Here is a 24,463-nt window from a genome sequence, read left to right as displayed (position 1 = left end):
ATAACGTAACAGCAGGATTTTTGAATTGTTTCAATGTACAAAAACCATGAGGGAAGACTTTCTCTTGTTTTACAAATAATTTGCAGTTATAAAGTGAATTACTATCTTTGCCGACACAAATTCTTTTGGGGGTTTAGCTCAGCTGGCTAGAGCGCTTGCATGGCATGCAAGAGGTCACCGGTTCGACTCCGGTAATCTCCACTAAAATGATCCCGCAACCGGCGGGATTTTTTATGCTCTTTTGATCCGCTTTTTCACTTATCGGCTATTGTCTCAATAACCTTCCCTAGTATATTATTCTAAGATATCAGTGTTTCAGTAAACACATTGTAAGGCTAAAGCACGCCATATGAACAAGGTGAAGCAATTTGGTTAAAACATCATTTCACGCCAATGAATTTTAGCAATACTATAAAAAAATCCCCGCCGGAAATGACGGGGACTTTTTATGGTATGTTCTCTTTCGCTTAGTTAAAAGTATACTTAAACCCAATACTGAAACGGGAAGGTTCAAAATCCGACTCGTCCGTTAGGTTCCACCAAGGTTTCCAATCAAAATGGAAAGCTAAAGGAGCAGAAGGCACTTTATATTCCAAGCCTAAAGCAGGGCGGATGGCAAAATACGTTTTATTACCAAACGGTCCCTGGTCAATAAAGCTTAGTTGCGGACCTACACCGATATACCAGTTAAGCCCTCTCGCTCCGCTAATCGCTTGGTTATACGAATAATCCGCTCCAAGCAACACATGGTTATCGGCAAATAAAACTTGCACATTAGCAGCATCTTTTGAGTTAAAAAAATGCTTTAATTGCGGTCCAACCAAAGTACGTCCATCCCCTAAATCAATACCTAAACCCAAGGCATTGCGGTATTGCGCTTTGGATTCCTGTGCTAAGAATACAAATAAAAAAACAGTTAATAAAGATAAAAATCGATTTCTCATAATAAATAATTTTGTTTTTAAACTAATTTTTTTACATCCACCAGATGTATTTTGTCCTGTTGTAGCAAATTTCTTGCCAAAGATACACAGATTTTCACATGCGCAGATTCAGTTCGGCCAGTGCGGCGATTACCTTCGCCATCGGTCGGTTTCGAGTTTAAAATATTAAATGCGAATCCCTGAATCCCAGCTGATTTAGTTGACTTTGAAATAGGTTTGAAAGAGATATGCTTTGGTATTAAAAGTCACATTGCTCAACAACTAGGGCTGCCGCTCCCAGCAGCTGCACTTCTTTAGACAAGTCAGACACGGCAATGGTGGTTTGTTCCGATAACCTGGGAATGCAGAACTCGTTAATTGCTTGATGAATCGGAGCCAACCATATCTTACCGGCCGCTGCCCCTCGTCCACTTAACACAATTCGTTCGGGATTCATGATATGAATCAGTGTTGCCAGACCTTTGCCAATCATAAAGCCGCCCTCAGCAAGTAGAGAAACCGCCAAGGGATCACCCGATCTCGCTGCATTCAATAAATGTTCGCCGGAAAGATTATGATCGTCCTGAAAAAGTTGTTCCAATTTAGACTTTGCGCCTATCATCATCTCTCTCTTCGCTTTTTCAACTAAAACCAACAGGGAGGCATCCACTTCCAAACATCCGCGTTTGCCGCAGGAACATAGGTTATTACTATTTGCCAAAGGGATATGGCTAAACTCCCCGGCGTAACCGTTATGCCCACTAAAAAGCGCGCCATCTACAATCATGCCCAATCCGATACCCCAGCCGATGTTGACTACCATTACATCTTTATAACCTTTAGCCGTGCCAAAGTTTAATTCAGCCATCGCAATAGCACGTGAATCATTGTCAACATAAACAGGGAGTCCCAGCTTTCTGCTTAAATGTTTTGGCAAATGCTGATGATCGGGGAAAAACGTATGATTAATCCCCTCCTTCATATTGTATACACCGGGCATGGCAATTCCTACACCTAAAATCTGATCGGCCGGCAGCTTGCTTTCCGTAAGAACTTGCTTGATACAGGCAACAAGATTATCAATTGCGATCGGATTCTGCGAAATTTCTAAGCGAAAGGATTTTATGGGTTGAACAAGCTCATTTCCGAGATTAAATATACAGATCCGTGTTTCAAGCTGATCAACAGCTACTGCTAAAATAAAGCTGTTTTTTTCCCGGTTCAAAAGATAGGTAATTGGGCGCCTTCCTCCTGTTGAAGGAGCTAATCCATACTCAACAATATATCTTTCTTCCAATAGTGCTAATACAGACGATGACACAACGGGTAAACTTTTAGATGTCATCGTACATAAATCGGCCAGCGATAAGGCACCATTATAATATAGTTGCCTTAGAATAGCTTTTCTAAGGTGTTGTTGTTTTAGTATTTTTGCTGTCAAACCGGTTAGTATTAATAATTATCTAAAATTAAACAATAATCACGTATTGTCCTAATATTGATTTTCATTCGAATAATCCGTCTTTAAAAGGTAATGAAGTTTGCTTACCTGTGCCGACTGAGCTTATTTACCCATATCCTTTTGAGCGGCAGCCAAGCAGTTCATTTATCATCCACCATGCAGCAATAGCGTTGCCAAATTCAGAAATCGACCTTACTCCCTCTCAAACAACTATTTCATTTAGACGTTGTCCGTTAATGAACATTAATTGTTCATTAACGGACAATCAAATATAAAAAAGAAACGGGCCGAAAGATCTTTCGGCCCGTTTCTTTTTATTAAATAATACTAAATATTTTCTTCGACTAGCTGTTGTAGCTCTAATATTTCACTGCTTCTCCTCCGGGTTTCACCGGCCAATTTTGCATCAGTAGCTAACGATTTACCGTAAGATGGGATCATCTCTTTAAATTTATGTTCCCAGGTTTTAACTTGTTCGGGGAAGCATTTTTGCAACAGTTTGATCATAATAGAAACTGAAGTTGATGCACCGGGAGAAGCACCAAGTAGAGCAGAAATAGAACCGTCTGCACTGCTTACCACCTCGGTACCGAATTCGAGCACGCCGCCGTGCACCGGATCTTTTTTAATAACCTGTACACGCTGTCCGGCTATTTCTAATTCCCAATCTTCTTTACGAGCCGTCGGCACGTATTCCCGCAGCGCCTCTATTCTATCGTCCGGTGATTGTCTAACCTGATCTATTAAATATTTAGTCAGCTTCAGGTTATCTAGTCCTGCCGCCAACATCGGTCTAATATTATTAATCTTGATGGAAGCCGGTAAATCCAACCATGATCCATTTTTAAGGAACTTTGTGGAAAAGCCAGCGTAAGGACCGAAAAGTAAGGCCTTCTTACCATCGATGATACGTGTATCAAGATGCGGAACAGACATCGGTGGAGATCCAACCGCTGCCTTTCCATAAACTTTCGCTTCATGTTGAGCGATGACGTCCGGGTTGGTGCATCGAAGCCATTGACCGCTTACCGGGAAGCCACCGAAGCCTTTCCCTTCTTTAATATCTGATTTCTCGAGTAAAGGCAAAGCACCTCCACCAGCACCGATAAATACAAACTTTGCAATAACCGTGCGTTTACGCTTGGTTGTGCTATTCCTCACTTCAATCTTCCACCTACCATCCGATAAACGCTCTAAATCGCGCACCTCATGAGCTAAACGAAGTTTAAAATTAGGCTGCTTCTTTAAATATTCAAATAGACAACGAGTAAGTGCTCCGAAATTGACATCCGTACCAATATCCATTTTTGTAGCTGCAACCGGTTGATCAGGGCTTCTACCTTCCATAATCAAAGGAATCCATTCCTTGATGGTAAGCTGATCCTCGGAATATTCCATTCCTCTAAAAAGATGATGATCCTTCATTGTCTCATATCTCTTTCGAAGGTAAGAGACATTAGCATCTCCCCAAACAAAACTCATATGAGGCACACTTCTTATAAATTGAGCCGGATTCTTCAGAACTCCCTTGCTTATCAATTGCGCCCAAAATTCTTTTGAGACTTCAAATTGTTCTGCAATATTAATGGCTTTTTTAATTTCGACGGAACCGTCCGGTAATTGTGGCGTATAGTTTAATTCACACAGGGCAGAGTGTCCGGTCCCTGCATTGTTCCATGCATCTGAACTTTCCGCTGCTACTTCGTCTAAACGTTCAAAAACCTCTATACTAGCTTCTGGCTGAATCTGGTTTAACATGATGCCCAAGGTAGCGCTCATGATTCCCGCACCTATCAATACAGCATCCTTTTCTTGAATGGTGTTTTTGTTACTTTTAGTCATTTCAATCTATGGTTTGCAAAAATAACACCATCCGATTACATTTTCTTAAAAAAATAACAAAAGAACAGAATTATTTACATATATAATACAAAGTGACTTCCGTCATGGTTTTGCAATTATTCGTTACCGCCATTTTTTTATCCAATACAGCAATCATGATTTTTAATCGCTTTTTCCAGCTCGGAGCACTTCTCTGGAAATGACCATTTTTTGTATTTCGGAAGTACCTTCTCCTATCGTACAAAGTTTCGCGTCCCGGTAAAACTTTTCCACTGGAAAATCCTTGGTGTATCCATATCCACCAAAAATCTGAACGGCTTCTGTAGCAACCTTCACAGCTACTTCAGAGGCATAATATTTAGCCATAGCGGAAGCTTTCGTTACAGGGATTCCCTTGTTCTTCCATTCTGCAGCTCTTTGTATTAAGAGTTCAGCCGCTTCTACTTCAGTAGCCATATCCGCTATTTTGAACGATATCGCTTGGAAATTTGCTATTGGCTGTCCGAATTGATGGCGTTGCTGACTATATGTGATAGCTGCATCCAGTGCCCCTTTGGCAATTCCCAAGGCTAGAGCCGCTATTGATATTCGTCCGCCATCCAATACCTTCATCGCTTGCTTAAAACCCTCTCCCTCCAGGCCCAATAAATTGCTTTTTGGTACACGAACATTGTCTAAAATAAGTTCAGTTGTTTCGGATGCACGCATCCCCAACTTATTTTCTTTTTTCCCATGCGTAAAGCCAGGTGTACCCTTTTCGATCATGAACGCAGAAATTCCACCTGACTCACCTTTATTACCCGTACGGGCCATCACCACCGCAATATCCCCGCTCTTTCCGTGGGTAATCCAATTTTTGGTTCCATTAATAACATAATGGTCGCCCTCTAAAACAGCAGTCGTAAGCATATTTAATGCATCAGACCCTGTATTCGCCTCAGTGAGCCCCCAAGCACCGATCCATTCCCCCGAAGCTAGCTTCGGCAACCAGCGGGCCTTTTGCTCTTCATTTCCAAAAGCAAGCAGGTGTCCGGTGCAGAGTGAATTATGCGCTGCCAGGGAAAGGCCGATCCCTCCACACACACGCGCAATTTCGACTATTACATCAACATATTCGTGATAACCGAGTCCAGCCCCGCCGTAATGCTCAGGCACCAATACCCCCATTAGTCCCAAAGCCCCCATTTGACCAAACAATTCGCGAGGAAAAATCTGCTCTTCGTCCCATTCCATAACATGTGGAAGAATATTTTTTTGTGCAAAGTCACGTACCATTTCCCGAATCATGGATTGATGGTCCGACGAGAAATAAGATGTTTCTCTATTTTCAAGCATAATAATTTATAATATGGTAATATACAATAATAACCAAATTATATCTTAAAAAAGAATATAAAATCAATATTTAAAAATAACAAAACAGTATTTGGTATAAAATCAAAGCCTATTCGTTTAGAATCGTATTAAGTTGTAAGTTATAAGTTTTGCGTGATACGTAAGGGTTAGTAGTGCAGCAATACTTTACTATCCACTCTTAACAATTGATCAGCGCTTAGGAGAGATTTTCGTAACATTCTTTCTAAACACGTGTCTTATATTCGTTAAACACATTTAATGCAATCAAAATGATAAAGAAAATTTCCATATTCTTACTCTTATTATCTGCCTTAACCATTGTAAAAGCCCATAATAAAACGGCAGAAGAACAAGGCAAACAATCCGTGCTATTAAAGATGAACCTAAAAAAAGGTGCTTCTTATCTTTTTAGCACCAGCATTGACCAACTCGTCAATCAGGAAGTGATGGGAAATCAGATGGACATCAAGCAACAAACGCAGGTAGATTATATCTATGAAGTGGTTGAGAGCAATACTCAGGGTATGAAAATCAAGAGCACTTATCAAACGATGGCAATCAACATGGAAACACCTCAAGGAAGCTTTCATTTCGACTCAAAGCGTACAGACAATCCGGAAAGCCCGCTAAAAGCAGTTGGAAAAATGGTCGGCAAAAGCTTTGTTATGTATTTAAGTCCCGAAGGCGAAGTGACGAAAGTCGAAGGCATGCAGGATGTTTTGAATTCCATTGGTGGAGAAGCAAGCACGCAACAGTTGTTGAAACAGCAATTTAGTGATTCGGCTTTCATGAACATGATGAATGTCTCATTAAATATCTACCCAAACAAAGAAATTCAACCCAATGAAAGCTGGCAGAAAGACTTCAAAATGCCAATGGCCGGTATGATGGAGATGGACCTGCAAAACCAATACACCTTAACCGCCATCAATGGAAAACAAGCTGATATTTCAGTACATTCGACGATTAAATTAAGCCCTCTCGACTCTGAAAGCCCTTTGGGCAATATGCAAATCAACCTTACAGGGACTCAGGATGGCAAGGTTCAAGTGGACAGCTCCACTGGTCTTATCAACTCGAGCACAATAAATCAACAAATCAGCGGTGACATCTCCGCACAGGGGATGAAGATTCCTATGAAGATTACCTCTAAAATTACATTAACGGGAAAAGCGTTGTAGGGTTGCTGAGTAGTTAAGTTTGGAAGTCGTTAAATAGGGAAATAGTTGAGTAGGAAAGTAGTTAATTATTCGTAAGTGTTTTCTTTTTCGGCACTCATGAGCTTCCTACGGTCGGTTAGCCGATGTGATAATGGGAAGGGCTGGTGCGACCGAAAGCTGATTTCCGAAAGCCGAAAGCCAACTTTCGAAAGCTGCTAGTAGATAAGTTTGGAAGTCGTTAAGTAGCGAGCTGTAACTACTATTCAACGACTTAACTATTCAACGACTTAACTATTCAACAACTCAACTAATAATTAATAACTAACAAGGGAGATAAGCTGATTGCTATAGGGCAAGAGACGTTGTCTCCCGTTTAAAAAATCTAAACTTATTACAAAACTATATCCTGCTATTATTCCACCAAGTTGCTGAATCAGCTTACTAGCAGCGACTACCGTTCCCCCGGTTGCCAGCAAATCGTCATGAATCAAAACGCGAGCGCCCGGTTCAAAAGCATCGGTATGCATCTCTATAGTAGCTGAACCGTATTCCAGATCGTAGGATTGTTTGGTTGTTTGAGCAGGTAATTTCCCCTCCTTCCTTATCGGAACGAACGGTATTCCTAGATGATTTGCCAACATCAAACCAAACAAAAAGCCCCTACTTTCAATGCCGGCGACTACATCAAAGGGTACCTCTTTTAAGCGTGTTGCAAACTCCTCAATCACGAGATTACACAGATGGGCATTTTTTAGTATTGGGGTAATATCTTTGAATACGATACCGGGCTTGGGAAAATCTACAATATCTCGAATAGTAGCTTTCAGCAGATTGTCAATCATTGATCAAATATTATATAAGGTGCAATTTTACGCAAATATTTCCCATCGAATACAGGAATTCGTGATAAATCTTCCAAGCTTTTATAGTTACCGTGTTGATTTCTATAAGCGACGATCAGCCGTGCATACTTCGCTTTGATATAAGGATGCTTCCGTAACTCGTCAAGACTTATGCTGTTAATCGCGATGCGTTTTACATCGGTACTATCAACTTTTAAATAGGGTTCAATTTGTTGGTATCTTATCGTATCCATTCCATATACCTCCCGAAGTTGCGAAACTGAATAGAAACCGCCTAATAAATCGCGGTAACGAATGATGCGCGAGGCGAACACCGGTCCAATTCCAGGCAAGGGAAGCAAGGAAAGGCTGTCTATCTTGTTTAAATCCAATACGGAAAGCACGATCTGCGCCTTGCCGGATGTAGGTATTTTTTCTATAGGATGACGAATAGGGAAATCACTTTGAGATCGCGTTGCTGTCTCTACGCTTTTGATAGTTATATAGGGTTCGAGACGTTTATAATCATCCTGTGAAATTGTATATATTTTAAGTAGGTCATCTTTTTTCCTAAAACGGCCTCCCTTCGCCTCAAAATTCTTAATATTCTTAATTTGGCGTTCTTTAAGTCCCAGCTGTTGCCACTTGATTATTGGTAGATCATTCGGATCGAATTTGAAATAATGTGCGACGGCCTCTTGCTTTGATGCTTGTGCGCCAAGCTCTTCGGAGCGGTCAATCTCCACATCCTTCCAATCCGCTTCCAAGACTTCGATACGGGGACTATCCGGTTCATAAAACATACTGTACAGAAGCGGAATCAGCCATATAACCACGATTAAAAAAAGTAAACCGGAAATGCCGTTCAACTCTCTTCTGTGAAAGCCAAAATGCCTTTGCAGTCTTCTCAACATTTTTGATTAGTTTTTATTCCCAATTAAATAATATACAGGAATGCCCATCAATACAATAATCAGTCCCGGCCAAGTAAAGGTAGGCTGGTAAATTAGCAGTCCGATACAAATTGAGAACGCAGCTATGACGTAAATAGCAGGAAGCACCGGATACCCAAAGGCTTTATAGGTCCGGGGTATATCAGGTCGTTTCTTACGAAGAATAAATACGCCGATGATCGTTAACGCATAGAAGATCAATACGACAAAAATCACATAGTTCAATAAGTCGCCATACTTACCTGTCAAGCAGAGTGCCGAAGCCCAAACGCATTGAGCCCATAGCCCCCAGCCAGGTACTTCGAACCTGTTCAGCTTTCCTGCTTGTTTAAAAAAAACACCATCATTTGCCATGGTATAGTAAACGCGTGCTCCGGATAATATGAGTCCGTTGTCGCAGCCAAAAGTCGAAATCATAATCATAACAGCGATTACGACGGTACCGACATTGCCGAAAATGGCATGAGAAGCCACAACAGCGACGCGATCAGCCGGTGCAAAAGCGATATCCTGTAAAGAAACCGTAGCTAAATACATGACATTGGTAGACACATAAATAACTGTCACGATCAATGTGCCTAAAAAAAGGCTTAACCCTATATTGCGTTCAGGGTTTCTTATTTCCCCTGCTATGAATGTCACATTGTTCCAGGCATCACTGGAAAACAAAGAACCCACCATCGCTGATACAATTGCTGCAAAAAGTGCGGCTCCGCTGATATTGACAAACATCTCGCCACTGAAATCCCATGTTTTAGGCGTCCAGGCATCTGTCCAGTTCAAATTCCATATTTCCGATTTAAAAGCAGTTATCAATCCCAGGATAGTCAATCCCCCTAAAGAGAGTATCTTAACGATGGTAAGCACTGTTTGCAAAATCTTACCATTTTTTACGCCTCTTGTATTAAGCCATGTGAGCAAGACAATCACGGCAATTGCTGTGATTTGGGCCGCATTTAACTGAAATATATTATACTGATATAAGATGTGCTCATCACTTACTGCCGGAAAAAGGTAAGCCGTAAATTTAGCGAACGCAACACCAACCGCTGCAATAGTCCCTGTTTGAACAACGGCAAACAAAGCCCAACCGTACAGAAAAGCAATCAGTCGATTATAGGCCTCCCGAAGATAAACATATTGTCCTCCGGCCTTGGGGAACATGGCAGAAAGTTCACCATAGCTTAAGGCTGCCGTAAGCGTAATGGCACCGGTAAGCAGCCATATAATAATCAACCATCCGGCACTTCCAACCTGACGTACAATATCGGCGCTAACAATAAATATGCCTGAGCCTATCATGGATCCAACCACCAACATGGTCGCATCTAATAGGCCTAACTCTTTTTTCATATGATTTTCGGATTGTGCTTGATTCATCGTGGCTTCGGGTTATTCAAAACGAATGTAGAAAAATATTTTTGTGATTTTTTAAAAAAATAAATTTGATTATCTCGATAACCCTGTTTATTTTCAGCGAATTATTTTATTTGTATTTGCTGCTGAGAGCTCGAGTAAATAATGATTGCCATCTGTGTCAATATTATTTACATCTCGGTTTCAGCGAATTATTTTACCTTACGTTGGGTAACGGAGCCATTTAGATAAAACCTTTAGATACATTATAAACTCAATTGAAATTATGGATTTTCTACACAGTAATTTAATTTACATCATACCGATGTTAGGGCTTATAGGAATTTTGGTCATGATCGGCAAATCAAGATGGGTCAGCAGGCAGGATGCAGGTGATTCAACCATGCAGGAATTAGCTGGTCATATTGCGAATGGTGCCATGGCATTTTTAAAGGCCGAATGGAAGATATTGTCTTATTTTGTCGTTATTGCAGGTATATTATTAGCGTGGTCGGGCACCTTAAGTCCGTATTCCAGTTGGGTTATCGCAGTCTCATTTGTGATTGGAGCGGTTACGTCGGCCTTTGCCGGCTACATCGGGATGAATATTGCAACGAAAGCCAATGTACGGACTACCCAGGCGGCTCGCACGAGTTTGGCGAAAGCCTTGAAAGTGTCTTTTACCGGTGGTACGGTTATGGGACTCGGCGTAGCCGGTTTAGCCGTCTTAGGTCTTGGTTCTCTATTTATTGTCTTTTATACCATTTACGTTATCAATACAAATGGCGACATCAATGGGCTAGAGATGGAGAGAGCATTGGAAGTATTGGCAGGATTTTCTCTAGGGGCCGAATCCATTGCGCTATTTGCACGTGTTGGAGGCGGCATCTATACCAAAGCTGCTGATGTGGGCGCAGACCTTGTCGGAAAAGTAGAAGCGGGCATTCCGGAAGATGACGTAAGGAACCCTGCAACCATTGCCGATAATGTAGGCGATAATGTGGGCGATGTGGCGGGCATGGGAGCCGACTTATTTGGTTCTTATGTGGCTACCATCCTTGCTACGATGGTCTTAGGAAGAGAAATTGTCTCCGACGATAATTTCGGCGGCATTGCACCAATTCTGCTACCCATGCTCATTGCGGGCCTAGGCCTATTATTTTCTATCGTCGGTGCATCTTTGGTAAAGATCTCCAACGAAAACGGAAATGTACAAAAGGCACTAAATGTGGGCAACTGGAGCTCCATTGTATTGACAGCGATCGCATCTTTTTTCGCGGTAAACTGGTTATTACCGGACACAATGGTTATCCGGGGATTTGAATTCACCAAAACCGACACTTATTTAGCCATCGTTGTTGGTTTGATTGTAGGGGCACTCATGAGTATTATCACTGAATATTATACAGCCATGTCTAAAAGGCCGGTAAGATCTATTGTTCAACAATCATCGACCGGTCATGCAACCAATATTATTGCAGGTTTAGCAGTAGGGATGGAATCTACTGTTCTTCCTATTCTTGTCTTAGCCTCAGGTATTTACGGATCTTACCATTTTGCCGGCTTATACGGGGTTGCAATAGCAGCGGCGGGCATGATGGCGACCACAGCCATGCAACTAGCTATCGATGCCTTCGGACCCATCGCCGACAATGCAGGGGGGATTGCTGAGATGAGCCAGCTCCCAGAGGAGGTGCGCGGCAGGACCGATAACCTGGATGCCGTCGGAAATACCACCGCAGCAACCGGTAAAGGTTTCGCCATTGCCTCTGCCGCCCTAACCTCTTTAGCTTTATTTGCAGCTTTCGTTGGAATTGCCGGCATCGATCAGATAGATATTTACAAAGCCGATGTGCTTGCCGGCTTGTTTGTTGGCGGTATGATTCCTTTTATCTTTTCAGCCTTGTGTATCTCAGCCGTAGGCAGGGCCGCTATGGATATGGTACAAGAGGTTAGAAGGCAATTTAGGGAAATACCTGGAATCATGGAATATAAGGCCAAACCCGAGTATAACCGATGCGTTGAAATTTCGACCAAAGCCTCGATCCGGGAAATGATGTTACCCGGCGCCATTGCTCTTATTGTGCCGATTGTAGTTGGTTTCAGTTTTGGTCCGGAAGTATTGGGAGGCTTGTTAGCGGGCGTCACGGTTTCAGGTGTCCTCATGGGAATGTTTCAGTCCAATGCAGGTGGCGCCTGGGACAATGCCAAAAAGTCTTTCGAAAAAGGCGCTCATATTAACGGCGAAATTTATTATAAAAAATCAGAACCTCATAAAGCATCTGTTACGGGCGATACAGTGGGAGATCCTTTCAAAGACACTTCCGGTCCGTCAATGAATATTTTAATTAAATTGATGTCAATTGTGTCACTTATCATCGCTCCTCATATCAATGTTAACAAACATACGATTAGCAGTAAACAAGCAAAGCCAAAAACAGAAGCCTTTCAGACGGCAACCAGCCGACAGAATGTAACAAATACACAAAAATACGACCTATAACCCTTCGAAGGCGCTAAAATAACTTAGCGCCTTCTTTGTTTCTCAAATAAAAGTTGTAGGTTTGACTTTCTTTTAATAAAAGATAATGATTTTAAGTAAAAAAGACATCAAATCACCCAAACATTACATTATTTTAGCAAAATCACACCATATTTTAACAATAAATACAATTCACACAACCACAAAGTAAAAACCACATTTATGTTTTATAAAAAATCGATCCCCTCACTGATTAAGGAAGCACAAGAAAGTGGAGAAGGCACCTTAAAACGAACCTTATCAAGTTATCATCTAGTAGCTTTAGGAGTTGGCGCTATCATCGGTGCGGGACTTTTTTCACTGACGGGCATTGCTGCTGCGGATAATGCCGGACCGGCTGTTATACTTTCGTTTATCATTGCAGCTATCGGGTGCGGCTTTGCCGGTTTATGTTATGCTGAATTTGCATCTATGATCCCGGTTGCCGGGAGCGCTTATACCTATTCTTATGCCACCATGGGTGAGTTTATTGCCTGGATTATCGGTTGGGACCTTGTCCTGGAATATGCCTTGGCCGCAGCAACCGTATCGGTAAGCTGGTCGCAATATTTTTCTCAATTTTTAGCCGAAATCGGCATCCACCTGCCTGCTTCTCTCTTGCATGGCCCATGGGAAGGTGGTATGATCAATATCCCGGCTATCGTCATCGTATGTCTTTTATCGCTCTTATTGATGCGAGGAACACAGGAATCTTCTTTTGTGAACAACCTTCTTGTGATCGTGAAAATAGCGGTTGTATTAATATTTATCGCCTTAGGCTGGAAGTTTATCAACCCGGCAAACCACAGTCCTTTTATCCCTGCAAATGCCGGAGAGGAAGCTTTAAAAGCCGGCAAAATAGGTTTCTTCGACTTTTTTAGTAGCCCCGACTTTGGGCATTTTGGCATTAGCGGTGTGCTAAGAGGTGCAGGTGTTGTATTCTTCGCATTTATTGGATTCGATGCCGTCAGTACTGCGGCACAAGAAGCTAAAAATCCTCAAAAAGGAATGCCTATCGGTATTATCGGTTCATTACTTGTTTGTACACTATTATATGTGGCATTTTCTTATGTGATGACAGGATTGGAACATTATACCGCCTTTGAAGGTGATGCAAAACCTGTAGCTACAGCGTTTGCTAAAACCGGTTATACATTTTTGAATTTAGCGTTAATGATAGCGATTCTGGCCGGCTATACTTCCGTTATTCTGGTGATGTTACTGGGACAGAGCCGCGTATTTTATAGCATGAGTAAAGACGGTTTATTGCCGAAGTTCTTCTCTGATCTCTCTAAAAACCAAACACCATGGAAATCTAATTTACTTTTCATGGTCTTCGTCAGTATTTTTGCCGGTTTTGTGCCTGTTTCTGATTTAGGCCATATGGTAAGTATAGGGACATTATTTGCTTTCACGCTTGTCTGCATTGGTGTAATTATACTTAGAAAAAAAGACCCACAGTTAGATCGGCCTTTTAAAACGCCGCTTGTACCCCTCATTCCAATCTTGGGTATTATTATTTGTGTTACGATGATGGCTGGCCTTCCCATAGAAAGCTGGGAGCGTTTAGCGATCTGGATGGCGTTGGGTATTATCATCTATTTCGGTTATAGTAAATCACATAGCCTTGCACGACTGGCAGCTGAACGTGATAACACTCCATAAATAAAAGGGCCGGCCGGCCCTTTTATTGTGAATAAGGAAATCGTAAATAGCCAACGCCTGCTTTTGTGTTGCATCGCCGTACATCAAATGGGCAACTTACACGTTCTCTAACAATCCGGTCAGCTAAATATTCGATTCAATTAAGGCAGGAAAATATAGCCATTGGATATAAACCAAGTTTTATATAAGTTTGATTTATAAAACCAAAAACATGTTTTTCAACATTAAGGAAATTGCGTCTGTTACGATGATCCTTTTTGCGATCATCGATATATTAGGATCCATTCCGATTATTATTGATCTCCGTCAAAAAGCAGGAAAAATTGAATCAGGAAAAGCAAGCATTGTGGCCATGGTACTCATGATCGCTTTTCTCTTCATAGGTGAAAGTATGCTGAAGCTTATCGGAATTGATGTTGCTTCTTTTGCAATTGCCGGCTCATTGGTTATTTTCTTTATTGCTATGGAAATGGTTCTAGGGATGACTTTCTTTAAGGATGACAGCTTTGAAACGGCTTCCATCGTGCCTTTAGCCTTCCCGCTGATCGCCGGAGCCGGAACCATGACCACCATTCTCTCTCTTAAATCAGAATACGCCACACAGAATATCATTGTCGGCATACTGATTAACATAGCTATCATTTATATTGTATTAAAAAACACATATCGCTTGGAAAAGCTTTTGGGGCGTACGGGATTAGCTGTGTTAAGAAAAGCTTTCGGAGTAATCCTGCTGGCTATTGCTATCAAACTTTTCAGAAGCAATACAGGATTGTAAATTCAAAAGTAAAAAGTAAAAAGCCTGCCTCCGTAGCGATTCTACAACTTGTTTTCAGCGCTCGGCTATCGGCTTTCGCCAGTGTTACTGCTACTGCCACTATTACAAACCGACTGCCACGACCCTCACTATTAACTGTCCCCTACTCCCTACTCCCTACTAGCTCACTACTAACTATTCCCTACTCACTACTAGCTCTCCTTCAACTTGCTAAGCAGGGGAAAAATTCGTATTTTACGGGAAAACCGAATTTTATATGGAATTATACTACTCATTCTCTGTACTTATCGTCCTTTCAGCCGTTTTCTCTTATATAAACGAACGGTTTTTAAAACTGCCTTCTACTATTGGCGTTATGGTGATTGCCCTTTTGGTATCATTGGGTCTTATTCTGACCGACAAGATTTTCCCTCATACCTTTCAGGAATTCTCCACCTTTATCTCCTCCGTTGATTTTACAGAAGTGCTCATGGGAGCGATGTTAAATTTTTTATTATTTGCCGGGGCAATCCATATCCGGTTAAGTGACTTGAAAGAGCAAAAGGCGCCGGTAATGGTCTTTTCTACTGTAAGTGTTATCATCTCTACTTTTGCCGTCGGCTTTATGTTATTTTACATCTTGCAATGGTTACACATGGGAATACCGCTCATTCAATGTTTACTCTTTGGCGCACTGATCTCACCAACTGATCCAATAGCCGTTTTAGGTATTTTAAAACAAGCAGGTGTTCCCAAATCATTGGAGACAAAAGTTGCCGGTGAATCCCTCTTCAATGATGGGATTGCTGTTGTAGTTTTCATTATTATGTTACAGCTTGCGCAAGGTGAAGATGTAGATTTATCGTTCGGTAGCATCTCCTGGTTGCTCGCGAAAGAAGCGCTTGGCGGTGTAGCACTGGGATTACTACTAGGTTATATCGCCTCTAAAACAATAGGAAAAATCGACAATTATAAAGTGGAAGTTCTGATTACCCTTGCGGTGGTAATGGGTGGCCACCTGGTGGCAAGTGCGATACATATGTCCGGCCCCTTAGCTATGGTAGCCTCCGGGTTAGTGGTTGGAAACTACGGACGCAGCTTTGCGCTAAGCGAAGTGTCTAAAGATTATTTAGATAAGTTCTGGGAATTAATCGATGAAATCATGAATGCCATATTATTCCTGATTATTGGCTTTGAACTCATTCTTATAACGAATATTGGTGACTATTGGTTGATCGGTATAATAAGCATCGCAATGGTTTTGCTAGCTCGCTTTGTTTCGATATGGCTGCCGGTTAATATCATTCCGATGAAGACTAAATTTAATAGGGCAACGATTACCATTCTTGTTTGGGGAGGTTTAAGAGGTGGTGTATCCGTAGCGTTGGCACTCTCTATAGATAGCCATTTGAATAAAGATTTATTGCTTTCGATTACTTACTATGTTGTTCTTTTCTCCATCCTTGTACAGGGTTTAACAATTGGTAAGCTAACCAATAAGGCCCGGCAAATTGCAACCGAAGACGTTTAGTAAGTTACAACGGATTTTTAATGAGCCGGGCAACGAACATGGTATCCGCCCGGTTTTCATACCCTTTTAAGAGCGTCGCCCGCTCAAGGCGCAAACCTAATTTTTCTGCAAAAGCGACTTGTTCTTCATTTTCCGCTCCATATACAGAACAAGTAATATAGATTAAGGGCTTATTCACTTTCAAATGTCGTATAACATTTTGCAAAATACGCCGCTGCAAATCAACAAAATAACGCAACTTCCCCTCGCTAAACTGTTGCATCATTTCCGGGGTCCTACCCCAAGTTCCCGACCCTGAGCACGGCGCATCCAATATAATACCATCGAAAGTATCGTTCCCAAGAATAATGGACGGATCTTTGGTAAGATCAATAATTTTTCTCCGATAATCCTTAATGGCTGCTTTCTCAAAACGTTCATCCAAATTTCTCAATATGCTGGATCGAACATCGCTCACTAATAAATTGACCCCTGGGTAAGTTTGCATTAACAAGAGCGATTTTCCTCCCGAAGCGGCACATGCATCCCACCATTTTTCACCCGCTTTCGCCTCAAAATAGTCGCCGGTTTGCTGCGACGATCGATCTTGCACCTCATACATCCCACGAAGTTCTTCATACTGATCAAGCTTCGTCCCATTTTCCAGCGCAAGGCACGACCGCCCGATTCGCTCATAATTGATTTGGTTACGTTCTAAGCACTTTAAGACAATGCTTTCAGCTCCCGGACGAAGCCTTAAAAAAAGCTTGGGCTGTCGAAACAGACTCTTTAGGAAAAGACCGGTATCCAAATCTGCTGACACGTGCGCTATCAAAGGAAAAACCTCATGAACATCAAAAGAAAAACGATTGGCTAATAAAAGTAATTTTCCATCAATCGTCTCTGTTATTGTATGACTCAAAGCAGGATCTAACAGAGCCACGACATCGCTTTCCGTGCAGCACAGGTATTCGGCAATAGTTAGACGTTCCAATACCGGCAAAGCCGGTAGCCCCTCACCTAACCGAAAATAATTATAGCTCCATCGAGATAGCGTACGCCTATCATTCGATCCCATTTGTCGGTTTTCCTTAAAAAAAAGGGTAAGAAACCTGGAAAGTGGTTCCTTACCCTTTACATAGGTATCTAAAAGACGTTCAAAGCTTCTTAGTTGCTGTGAAAGACGTTTTTCATTCATTAATTTTTCCTAAAAGGGTCTATAAAACTGGCCATTAAAGCGCAATAAACGTACACTGGTATTGATGTAACCTAACGCTGGATCATGTACGAATTCAAAGCCAATGGAGGCTCCCATATGTTTCTCTTTGACAAGCTTCTCGGCATAATCCGTTGGATATTTAGCTAATAAGCGGCCGAAGAATACGCCGGTATCGTATCCCTTAAAGGCAAATTCTGAAGGAATCACTTTAAAGAGCGAAAAATAGTCTTTTCTAAACTGCTGTACTTCCGGTTTTTTTTCATCAATAAAATAGGAAGAGCTTATACAGGTACGAAGTGCCGATAAATATTCCGGATTTAAATCCAGCTTACTCCAGTTGGGATGACCGATAAGTGAAATGTCATAAGCACTCTCCGTTTTCAACTTATTTAAACTTGCCAACAGCTGAGCAATAAAAAATTGGTTAGTCGAAGCATTTATAACTATATTTTTTCCAACGGTATTTAAACTAGCCTCTATCTCGCTTAATTCGTTGAGTTCGCTGTATTTCACCTCTTTTTTATCCAGTGCTGCACGAAGAGGAACGAGGAGCTTTTCACTATCCTCATCAATATTGTTTAATATTACTACGTGATCTCCGATTTCATATTCCGAAGCAATATAATTTGCCAAGGTCTGCGCATGCATGTCAATCGGAGGCGTTACCGTTACCAATTTGTTTGTCTGATATTGAGAGGGGCTACGAGCCGCCAAGGGTGAAATCTGCAATTTACCGCTAAGATTCGCCACATCACTGAACGCGTTGATTTCAGTTGGAAAGACCGGGCCTACAACTAATGCGGCCTCTGTTATGCTTTTCCCTACCGCTATTTTTCTGACCTCAGCAACATTATCACGCGTGTCCAACACATCAAGTTTAAAATTATCGCCGCTTGACGTAAGGTTATCCAAGCCTAACTTGAAACCCTGGTAAAAATCCAAGGCTAAGCTAGACCGCTCCACATCCCGTTTATTCGGTACAGAATCGATCACTTTGTCCAACTGGAAAGGTAGTAACAGTGCAATATTATTGAAATGTGCACGCTTCTCCACAGCCTCTTTCTCCCGATCTTTAACTTTCTTGTCCGGCGTTTCCTTAGTGGGTTCTTTTGTCTCCTTACGGCCTCCCGGTCTCAGGACCTTAGGCGAACAAGCTCCCAGCACACTCAAAAGCAGTGCAAAAACCAGTATTTTACTCCCACTCAATGGTAGCCGGTGGTTTTGAACTAATATCATAAACAACTCGGTTTATCCCTTTTACGTGATTAATAATTTCGTTTGATATTTTTGCTAAAAGATCATAAGGAAGGTGAATCCAGTCTGCTGTCATCCCATCCAAAGATCCAACGGCTCTGAGCGCAATAACGTATTCATATGTACGCTCATCCCCCATTACTCCTACCGATTGCACCGGCAAAAAGATAGCACCGGCCTGCCAAACTTTATTATACCAGCCCGACTCGCGTAAGTTTCTGATATAAATGGCATCGGCTTGCTGTAAGATATTAACTTTTTCGGCGGTAATTTCGCCCAGGATTCGTATGCCCAATCCAGGTCCCGGAAAAGGATGGCGGCCTAAAATAAGTGGATCGATTCCCAAGGCAGCTCCTACCCGTCGCACTTCATCCTTAAATAGGGTATTTAAAGGCTCCACCACTTTCAGTTTCATAAAATCGGGAAGGCCCCCTACGTTATGATGCGATTTAATGGTGGCGGAAGGACCTTTAACGGATACCGATTCAATGACGTCCGGATAAATAGTTCCCTGCCCCAACCACTTCACTTCCACGCCTTCCGGCAGCTCTTGCTGCACTTCGTGCGCTGCACTGTCGAACACGTCAATAAAGGCACCGCCAATGATCTTTCGCTTTCTCTCGGGATCGGTTACCCCTTTCAACTTATCATAGAAAAGTGCTTTTGCATCGATACCTTTGATGTTTAATCCCATGTGTTTATACGAATCGAGCACTTGTTCGAATTCGTCTTTACGAAGCAAACCATTATCGACAAAAATGCAGTGCAGGTTCTTTCCAATTGCCTGGTGTAAAAGCACGGCTGCCACGGAAGAGTCTACCCCTCCCGATAGTGCTAAAATTACATGGTCATTTTGAAGTTTATCTTTTAGCTCTGCAATTGTTGTTTCAATAAAAGTATCCGGCGTCCAGTCCTGGCTGCAGCCACAGATATTCAGCACGAAATTCTCCAACAACTTTTTCCCGTCCAAACTATGGGTCACTTCGGGATGGAATTGAATACCATAGGTATTAGAATCCTTAATATGATACGCCGCTACCTGCACTTTATCCGTACTCGCGATAATCTCGAAACCCTCCGGCACATATTTAATGGTATCACCATGTGACATCCATACCTGAGAATCTAAAGGAATACCTTTAAGCAGGGCACTTTCTTGATTAACGAACAGTAAGTTTGCACGCCCATATTCTCTGATTTCAGAAGGCGTTACTTCGCCCCCCGAATGTTGTGCGATATACTGGGCTCCATAGCAAACGCCTAATAGCGGAATTTTTCCGTGAAATTGATTAAAGTTGATTTGTGGAGCATCATCCTGACGAACAGATGAAGGACTGCCCGACAAAATTACACCTTTTACATACTCGTCAAATGTTGGAAGATGGTTGAAAGGATGTATTTCACAATATACATTTAGCTCTCTGACCCGGCGAGCGATCAACTGTGTGTACTGCGAACCAAAGTCAAGAATAATAATTTTTTCTTGCATGGGCCAAAGTTAGGTATTTTGTTTACTTTTTTAGGGCAAAAAAACAAAAAGCTTGCTGTAGTCTTAAGGAATTCGCCTTTAACTTTTGGATGAAGGTGTATATATTATAAGAACCTTTTTCTTTCTTAATCAACTTTTCTTGATAAAAGTTGAACACGTTTTTCCCGTGCGCAAGGCTTATTAGGGCTAAAGAAATAATACGTCCGGTTAAAAGCATCAAATGTTGGTTTCTGAAGATGTCGCCTAGGAAATTTGCGGTTTGCACGTTGATGCACTACCGTTGTAGCAAAGTTCCAAGCGACGAGTTTTTGCGTCACTTTTTGCGGAAAAAAGTGACTAAAGAAAACGTTCCTTTTAAAGCGAAACCGACCAACGGGAAGCTCACCGAAGGTAATCCCTGGCTGTTGTTTAGCTGGTAAAAAGGCAAAATTACTCTACGACTACTCCCATCGAACAGAATTTCTCGATACGGTCATTCACAAGTGTATCAATCTGTCTATCATTTAGTTCGACGATATCTTTTATAAGCTGTTCTTTTATTGTGTTTGCCATTTGCTCAGGGTCTTGATGAGCACCGCCTAAGGGTTCAGGCAATATACCGTCAATAAGGCCATTGCTGTACATATTCTCCGCAGTGAGTTTTAAGCACTCCGCAGCTTTTTCTTTATAATCCCAGCTTCGCCACAATATGGAGGAGCAGGACTCGGGCGATATAACCGAATACCAGGAGTGCTCTAACATATATACTTTATCTCCTATACCGATACCGATCGCTCCACCGGAAGCACCTTCACCTATAATAATACAGATAACAGGGACCTTTAAAACCGACATTTCCAGTAGGTTTCTGGCAATCGCTTCAGCCTGCCCACGCTCTTCGGCCTCAATACCCGGATAGGCACCCATGGTATCAACGAATGTAATAACTGGTTTTCCAAACTTTTCAGCCATGCGCATTAACCTTAAAGCTTTCCGATATCCTTCCGGGTTAGCCATACCGAAGTTACGGAATTGACGTTCTTTGGTGTTTTTCCCTTTCTGATGACCAATAATCATTACGGAATGACCGCCCAGTTTCGCTAAGCCGCCAACGATAGCCTTATCGTCACGCACATTGCGGTCACCATGTAATTCTACAAAATCTTCACAGATCATCTGAATATAATCAAGCGTTTGCGGTCGATCTGCATGACGTGCCATTTGCACTTTTTGCCAGCCGTTCAGATTGCTATAAATTTCCTTGCGGGTTTCCTCTAATTTCCCTTGCAGTTCGGTGATCGTGGCAGACATATCCACCTTTGTCTTCTCAGCCACTTGGTTCACCTTCTCAATTTGCATTAATAAATCAGCAATCGGCTTTTCAAAATCAAATGTTGTTTCCATAAAGAAAATTTGGGGTTGCTAAGGTACGGATATTTTTTTATTAGCCTAAAAATTCTTTCAATGTAGGGCGGTAATAGGTGTTAGCTGTTAGGTTTTAGGTATTAGGTATTAGGCGGTCAGCAGTCGGCTTCAACTTAGTTCAGCTAAGTCGAAGCCTATCTCGGAATGCAATTTTAGTTGTGAGGCGCGGATGTGAGTATCTCCAGCACAAACTGATGCGTATAACGTATTACTTAGAACTTAAAACCCATACTGTTTAGAACATTTCCAAATAAGGCCTTAAGTCCTAAAGATATACATTTCATCTCTTTTTTTTGTAAATTCGCCTCGCTTTAATAGCTGATAATGAGTGCAGCAAAGCAATTTAGCTGGGTTTGTTGCTCCACAACAGCCCCTAAAGCATTGTAAAATCCAAATAAAACATTTATAAAATGGCATTTGACATTGAAATGATCAAAGCGGTTTACGGACGCTACGAGAGCCGTATAGCAGCAGCCCGCAAAGTTGTCGGTAAACCTCTTACTTTAACTGAGAAAATTTTATATGCCCATCTTTGGGATGGTGAAGCAAATGAGGCTTATGGCCGTGGAAAATCTTATGTAGATTTTGCCCCGGATCGTGTAGCAATGCAGGATGCAACAGCACAGATGGCCTTACTTCAATTTATGCAGGCTGGCCGGCCACAAGTAGCCGTTCCTTCGACTGTACATTGTGATCACTTAATCCAGGCCAAAGTTGGTGCAGAAACTGATTTGGCAGTAGCAACCGATCAAAACAAAGAGGTTTATGATTTCTTAGCCTCGGTGTCAAATAAATATGGTATCGGATTTTGGAAACCGGGAGCAGGTATCATTCACCAGGTCGTATTAGAAAATTATGCGTTTCCCGGTGGTATGATGATCGGAACAGATTCGCACACACCAAATGCGGGCGGTTTAGGTATGATTGCTATTGGCGTCGGCGGTGCTGATGCTTGCGATGTAATGGCCGGGCTCCCTTGGGAGCTAAAATTCCCTAAACTGATCGGTGTAAAATTAACCGGCAAATTAAGTGGCTGGACAGCAGCAAAAGACGTTATATTAAAAGTTGCAGGCATTTTAACTGTAAAAGGTGGAACCGGTGCCATTGTGGAGTATTTCGGAGAGGGTGCGCGTTCTTTATCGGCAACGGGTAAAGGCACTATTTGTAATATGGGTGCAGAAATTGGTGCTACAACCTCGATTTTTGGTTATGACGAAAAATCGGAGGCCTATTTACGTGGTACCGATCGTGCCGATATAGCTGATTTAGCAAATGGCATTAAAGAACACCTTACAGGTGACGCTGAGGTGTATGCAAATCCCGAACAATATTTCGATCAGGTAATTGAAATTAACCTTTCCGAATTGGAGCCTCATATCAACGGTCCTTTCACGCCTGATTTGGCTTGGCCTATTTCAAAATTTGCAACTGCTGTTAAAGAAAACGGTTGGCCCGAAAAATTGGAAGTAGGCTTAATCGGTTCTTGTACAAACTCATCTTACGAAGACATCAGCCGCGCAGCTTCATTGGCACAACAAGCAGTAGAGAAGAATTTAGTTGCTAAATCAGAATACACGGTTACGCCAGGCTCGGAACAAGTTCGCTATACCGTTGAGCGTGATGGTTTCTTAGAAACTTTCGATAAAATTGGCGGTGTTGTTTTAGCCAACGCTTGCGGACCTTGTATTGGTCAATGGTCTCGCCATGGTGCCGAAAAGAAGGAAAGGAATTCGATTATCACTTCTTTCAACCGTAACTTTGCGAAACGTGCCGATGGGAATCCGAATACACATTCCTTTGTAGCTTCTCCTGAAATTGTGACGGCTTTGGCCATATCAGGATCGCTATTGTTCAATCCTTTAACGGACACACTGACAAACGAAAAAGGTGAGCAAGTTAAATTGGACGAGCCACAAGGTCTTGAGCTACCGGTTAAAGGTTTTGCTGTTGAAGATGCCGGGTATCAAGCCCCTGCCGAGGATGGTAGCCAGGTTCAGGTAATCGTAAGTCCAACATCAGATCGCTTACAACTGCTTGAACCATTTAAAGCATGGGAAGGTACAGACCTTACCGGCTTAAAGCTGCTTATCAAAGCAAAAGGTAAATGTACGACGGACCATATTTCAATGGCAGGACCATGGTTAAAATACCGTGGGCACTTAGACAATATTTCAAATAATATGTTGATAGGAGCTATCAACTATTTCAATGACTCCGCTGATAATGTTAAAAATCAGTTAACAGGGTCATATGGTCCAGTTCCTGCGACGCAACGTGCCTACAAAGCGGCTGGAATAAACACGATTGTTGTAGGAGACGAAAACTATGGAGAAGGCTCTTCCAGAGAACACGCGGCCATGGAACCTCGTCATCTCGGTGTTCGTGTGATATTGGTCAAATCCTTCGCCCGTATTCATGAGACAAATCTTAAAAAGCAGGGCATGTTGGCATTAACCTTCAACAATCCTGCTGATTATGATTTAATCAAGGAGGACGATACGATTGATATTATCGGTCTAACTGATTTTACACCTGATAAACAATTAACTGTTGTATTGCATCATACAGACGGAAGTGAAGATCGCATTCAGGTGAATCACACGTACAATGCACAGCAAATAGAGTGGTTCAAAGCCGGTGGTGCTTTGAATATTATTCGCAAGAATCAAGCTCAACAGGCTTAAAAAAATAAAGGTGCTCTTTGGGGAGCACCTTTATTTTTTTTGCTATAAGCGATTAGCTTTAAGCTT

The 24,463-nt window shown here is 42.0% G+C and carries 17 protein-coding genes and 1 tRNA gene; 7 read left to right on the top strand and 11 right to left on the bottom strand.

Features of this window, described 5'->3' with window-relative positions; translation table 11 throughout:
- Positions 1-127 precede the first annotated feature (127 nt).
- Positions 128-201: transfer RNA gene (locus ACH11B_RS11865), tRNA-Ala, on the top strand.
- 266 nt (positions 202-467) lie between these two features.
- On the opposite strand, the gene ACH11B_RS11860 is transcribed toward ACH11B_RS11865, so the two are convergent.
- The 4 genes from ACH11B_RS11860 to ACH11B_RS11845 all read right to left on the bottom strand — a co-directional run bounded on the left by ACH11B_RS11860 (position 468) and on the right by ACH11B_RS11845 (position 5,562).
- On the bottom strand, positions 468-944 hold the full coding sequence (locus ACH11B_RS11860) for a hypothetical protein (protein ID WP_377612634.1): 477 nt from the start codon (positions 942-944) through the stop codon (positions 468-470).
- A gap of 238 nt (positions 945-1,182) precedes the next feature.
- Entirely contained in the window at positions 1,183-2,364 is a 1,182-nt protein-coding gene (locus ACH11B_RS11855; RefSeq protein ID WP_130856395.1) for an ROK family protein, read from the bottom strand.
- A 348-nt stretch (positions 2,365-2,712) separates the two neighbouring features.
- Entirely contained in the window at positions 2,713-4,227 is a 1,515-nt protein-coding gene (locus ACH11B_RS11850; RefSeq protein ID WP_149105313.1) for a malate:quinone oxidoreductase, read from the bottom strand.
- A gap of 162 nt (positions 4,228-4,389) precedes the next feature.
- Entirely contained in the window at positions 4,390-5,562 is a 1,173-nt protein-coding gene (locus tag ACH11B_RS11845) for an acyl-CoA dehydrogenase (protein WP_377612635.1), read from the bottom strand.
- Between the two features lie 290 nt (positions 5,563-5,852).
- Between ACH11B_RS11845 and ACH11B_RS11840 the strand changes: the two genes are divergently transcribed.
- A complete protein-coding gene (locus ACH11B_RS11840; protein ID WP_377612637.1) occupies positions 5,853-6,764 on the top strand; it encodes a DUF6263 family protein in 912 nt (303 codons plus the stop codon).
- Between the two features lie 293 nt (positions 6,765-7,057).
- Here ACH11B_RS11840 and ACH11B_RS11835 read toward each other — a convergent pair whose 3' ends face one another.
- From ACH11B_RS11835 to ACH11B_RS11825, 3 genes are read right to left on the bottom strand one after another with little or no spacing between them, the layout of a single operon-like run.
- Positions 7,058-7,585 carry an adenine phosphoribosyltransferase gene (locus tag ACH11B_RS11835; protein ID WP_377612639.1) on the bottom strand — a complete coding sequence of 176 codons (528 nt, stop codon included), beginning with the start codon at positions 7,583-7,585 and terminating at the stop codon, positions 7,058-7,060.
- Positions 7,582-8,499 (bottom strand): helix-hairpin-helix domain-containing protein, encoded by a 918-nt coding sequence (locus tag ACH11B_RS11830; RefSeq protein WP_377612641.1) that lies wholly within the window; start codon positions 8,497-8,499, stop codon positions 7,582-7,584. Before ACH11B_RS11830 ends, ACH11B_RS11835 begins: the two co-directional genes overlap by 4 nt.
- Before the next feature lie 6 nt (positions 8,500-8,505).
- Positions 8,506-9,891, bottom strand: coding sequence for an APC family permease (locus ACH11B_RS11825; RefSeq protein WP_198140335.1), 1,386 nt, complete (start codon positions 9,889-9,891; stop codon positions 8,506-8,508).
- Between the two features lie 289 nt (positions 9,892-10,180).
- Between ACH11B_RS11825 and ACH11B_RS11820 the strand changes: the two genes are divergently transcribed.
- The 4 genes from ACH11B_RS11820 to ACH11B_RS11805 all read left to right on the top strand — a co-directional run bounded on the left by ACH11B_RS11820 (position 10,181) and on the right by ACH11B_RS11805 (position 16,368).
- Entirely contained in the window at positions 10,181-12,397 is a 2,217-nt protein-coding gene (locus ACH11B_RS11820) for a sodium-translocating pyrophosphatase (RefSeq protein ID WP_149105312.1), read from the top strand.
- A 201-nt stretch (positions 12,398-12,598) separates the two neighbouring features.
- Entirely contained in the window at positions 12,599-14,080 is a 1,482-nt protein-coding gene (locus tag ACH11B_RS11815; protein WP_013665521.1) for an amino acid permease, read from the top strand.
- A gap of 211 nt (positions 14,081-14,291) precedes the next feature.
- Positions 14,292-14,858 (top strand): MarC family protein, encoded by a 567-nt coding sequence (locus ACH11B_RS11810; RefSeq protein WP_013665520.1) that lies wholly within the window; start codon positions 14,292-14,294, stop codon positions 14,856-14,858.
- A 256-nt stretch (positions 14,859-15,114) separates the two neighbouring features.
- Positions 15,115-16,368 carry a sodium:proton antiporter gene (locus ACH11B_RS11805; RefSeq protein ID WP_130856388.1) on the top strand — a complete coding sequence of 418 codons (1,254 nt, stop codon included), beginning with the start codon at positions 15,115-15,117 and terminating at the stop codon, positions 16,366-16,368.
- A 4-nt stretch (positions 16,369-16,372) separates the two neighbouring features.
- Here ACH11B_RS11805 and ACH11B_RS11800 read toward each other — a convergent pair whose 3' ends face one another.
- The 4 genes from ACH11B_RS11800 to ACH11B_RS11785 all read right to left on the bottom strand — a co-directional run bounded on the left by ACH11B_RS11800 (position 16,373) and on the right by ACH11B_RS11785 (position 21,692).
- Positions 16,373-17,545: an RsmB/NOP family class I SAM-dependent RNA methyltransferase gene (locus tag ACH11B_RS11800; RefSeq protein ID WP_130856387.1), complete on the bottom strand. Its 1,173-nt coding sequence runs from the start codon at positions 17,543-17,545 to the stop codon at positions 16,373-16,375.
- A gap of 9 nt (positions 17,546-17,554) precedes the next feature.
- Positions 17,555-18,802 (bottom strand): ABC transporter substrate-binding protein, encoded by a 1,248-nt coding sequence (locus ACH11B_RS11795; protein WP_013665517.1) that lies wholly within the window; start codon positions 18,800-18,802, stop codon positions 17,555-17,557.
- Positions 18,759-20,309, bottom strand: a complete 1,551-nt coding sequence (guaA, locus tag ACH11B_RS11790; RefSeq protein WP_013665516.1) for a glutamine-hydrolyzing GMP synthase — start codon at positions 20,307-20,309, stop codon at positions 18,759-18,761. Before guaA ends, ACH11B_RS11795 begins: the two co-directional genes overlap by 44 nt.
- A gap of 429 nt (positions 20,310-20,738) precedes the next feature.
- Positions 20,739-21,692: an acetyl-CoA carboxylase carboxyltransferase subunit alpha gene (locus ACH11B_RS11785; protein ID WP_013665514.1), complete on the bottom strand. Its 954-nt coding sequence runs from the start codon at positions 21,690-21,692 to the stop codon at positions 20,739-20,741.
- 431 nt (positions 21,693-22,123) lie between these two features.
- On the opposite strand from ACH11B_RS11785, the gene ACH11B_RS11780 reads away from it, so the two are divergent.
- Positions 22,124-24,397, top strand: coding sequence for an aconitate hydratase (locus ACH11B_RS11780; protein ID WP_377612645.1), 2,274 nt, complete (start codon positions 22,124-22,126; stop codon positions 24,395-24,397).
- Positions 24,398-24,463: the final 66 nt, after the last annotated feature.

This window comes from Olivibacter sp. EAT-5 (assembly GCF_044784325.1).
GTDB classification, from domain to species: domain Bacteria; phylum Bacteroidota; class Bacteroidia; order Sphingobacteriales; family Sphingobacteriaceae; genus Olivibacter; species Olivibacter oleidegradans.
Note: the sequence above shows the minus strand (reverse complement) of the source record. Positions and strands in the feature narration are given on the sequence as shown.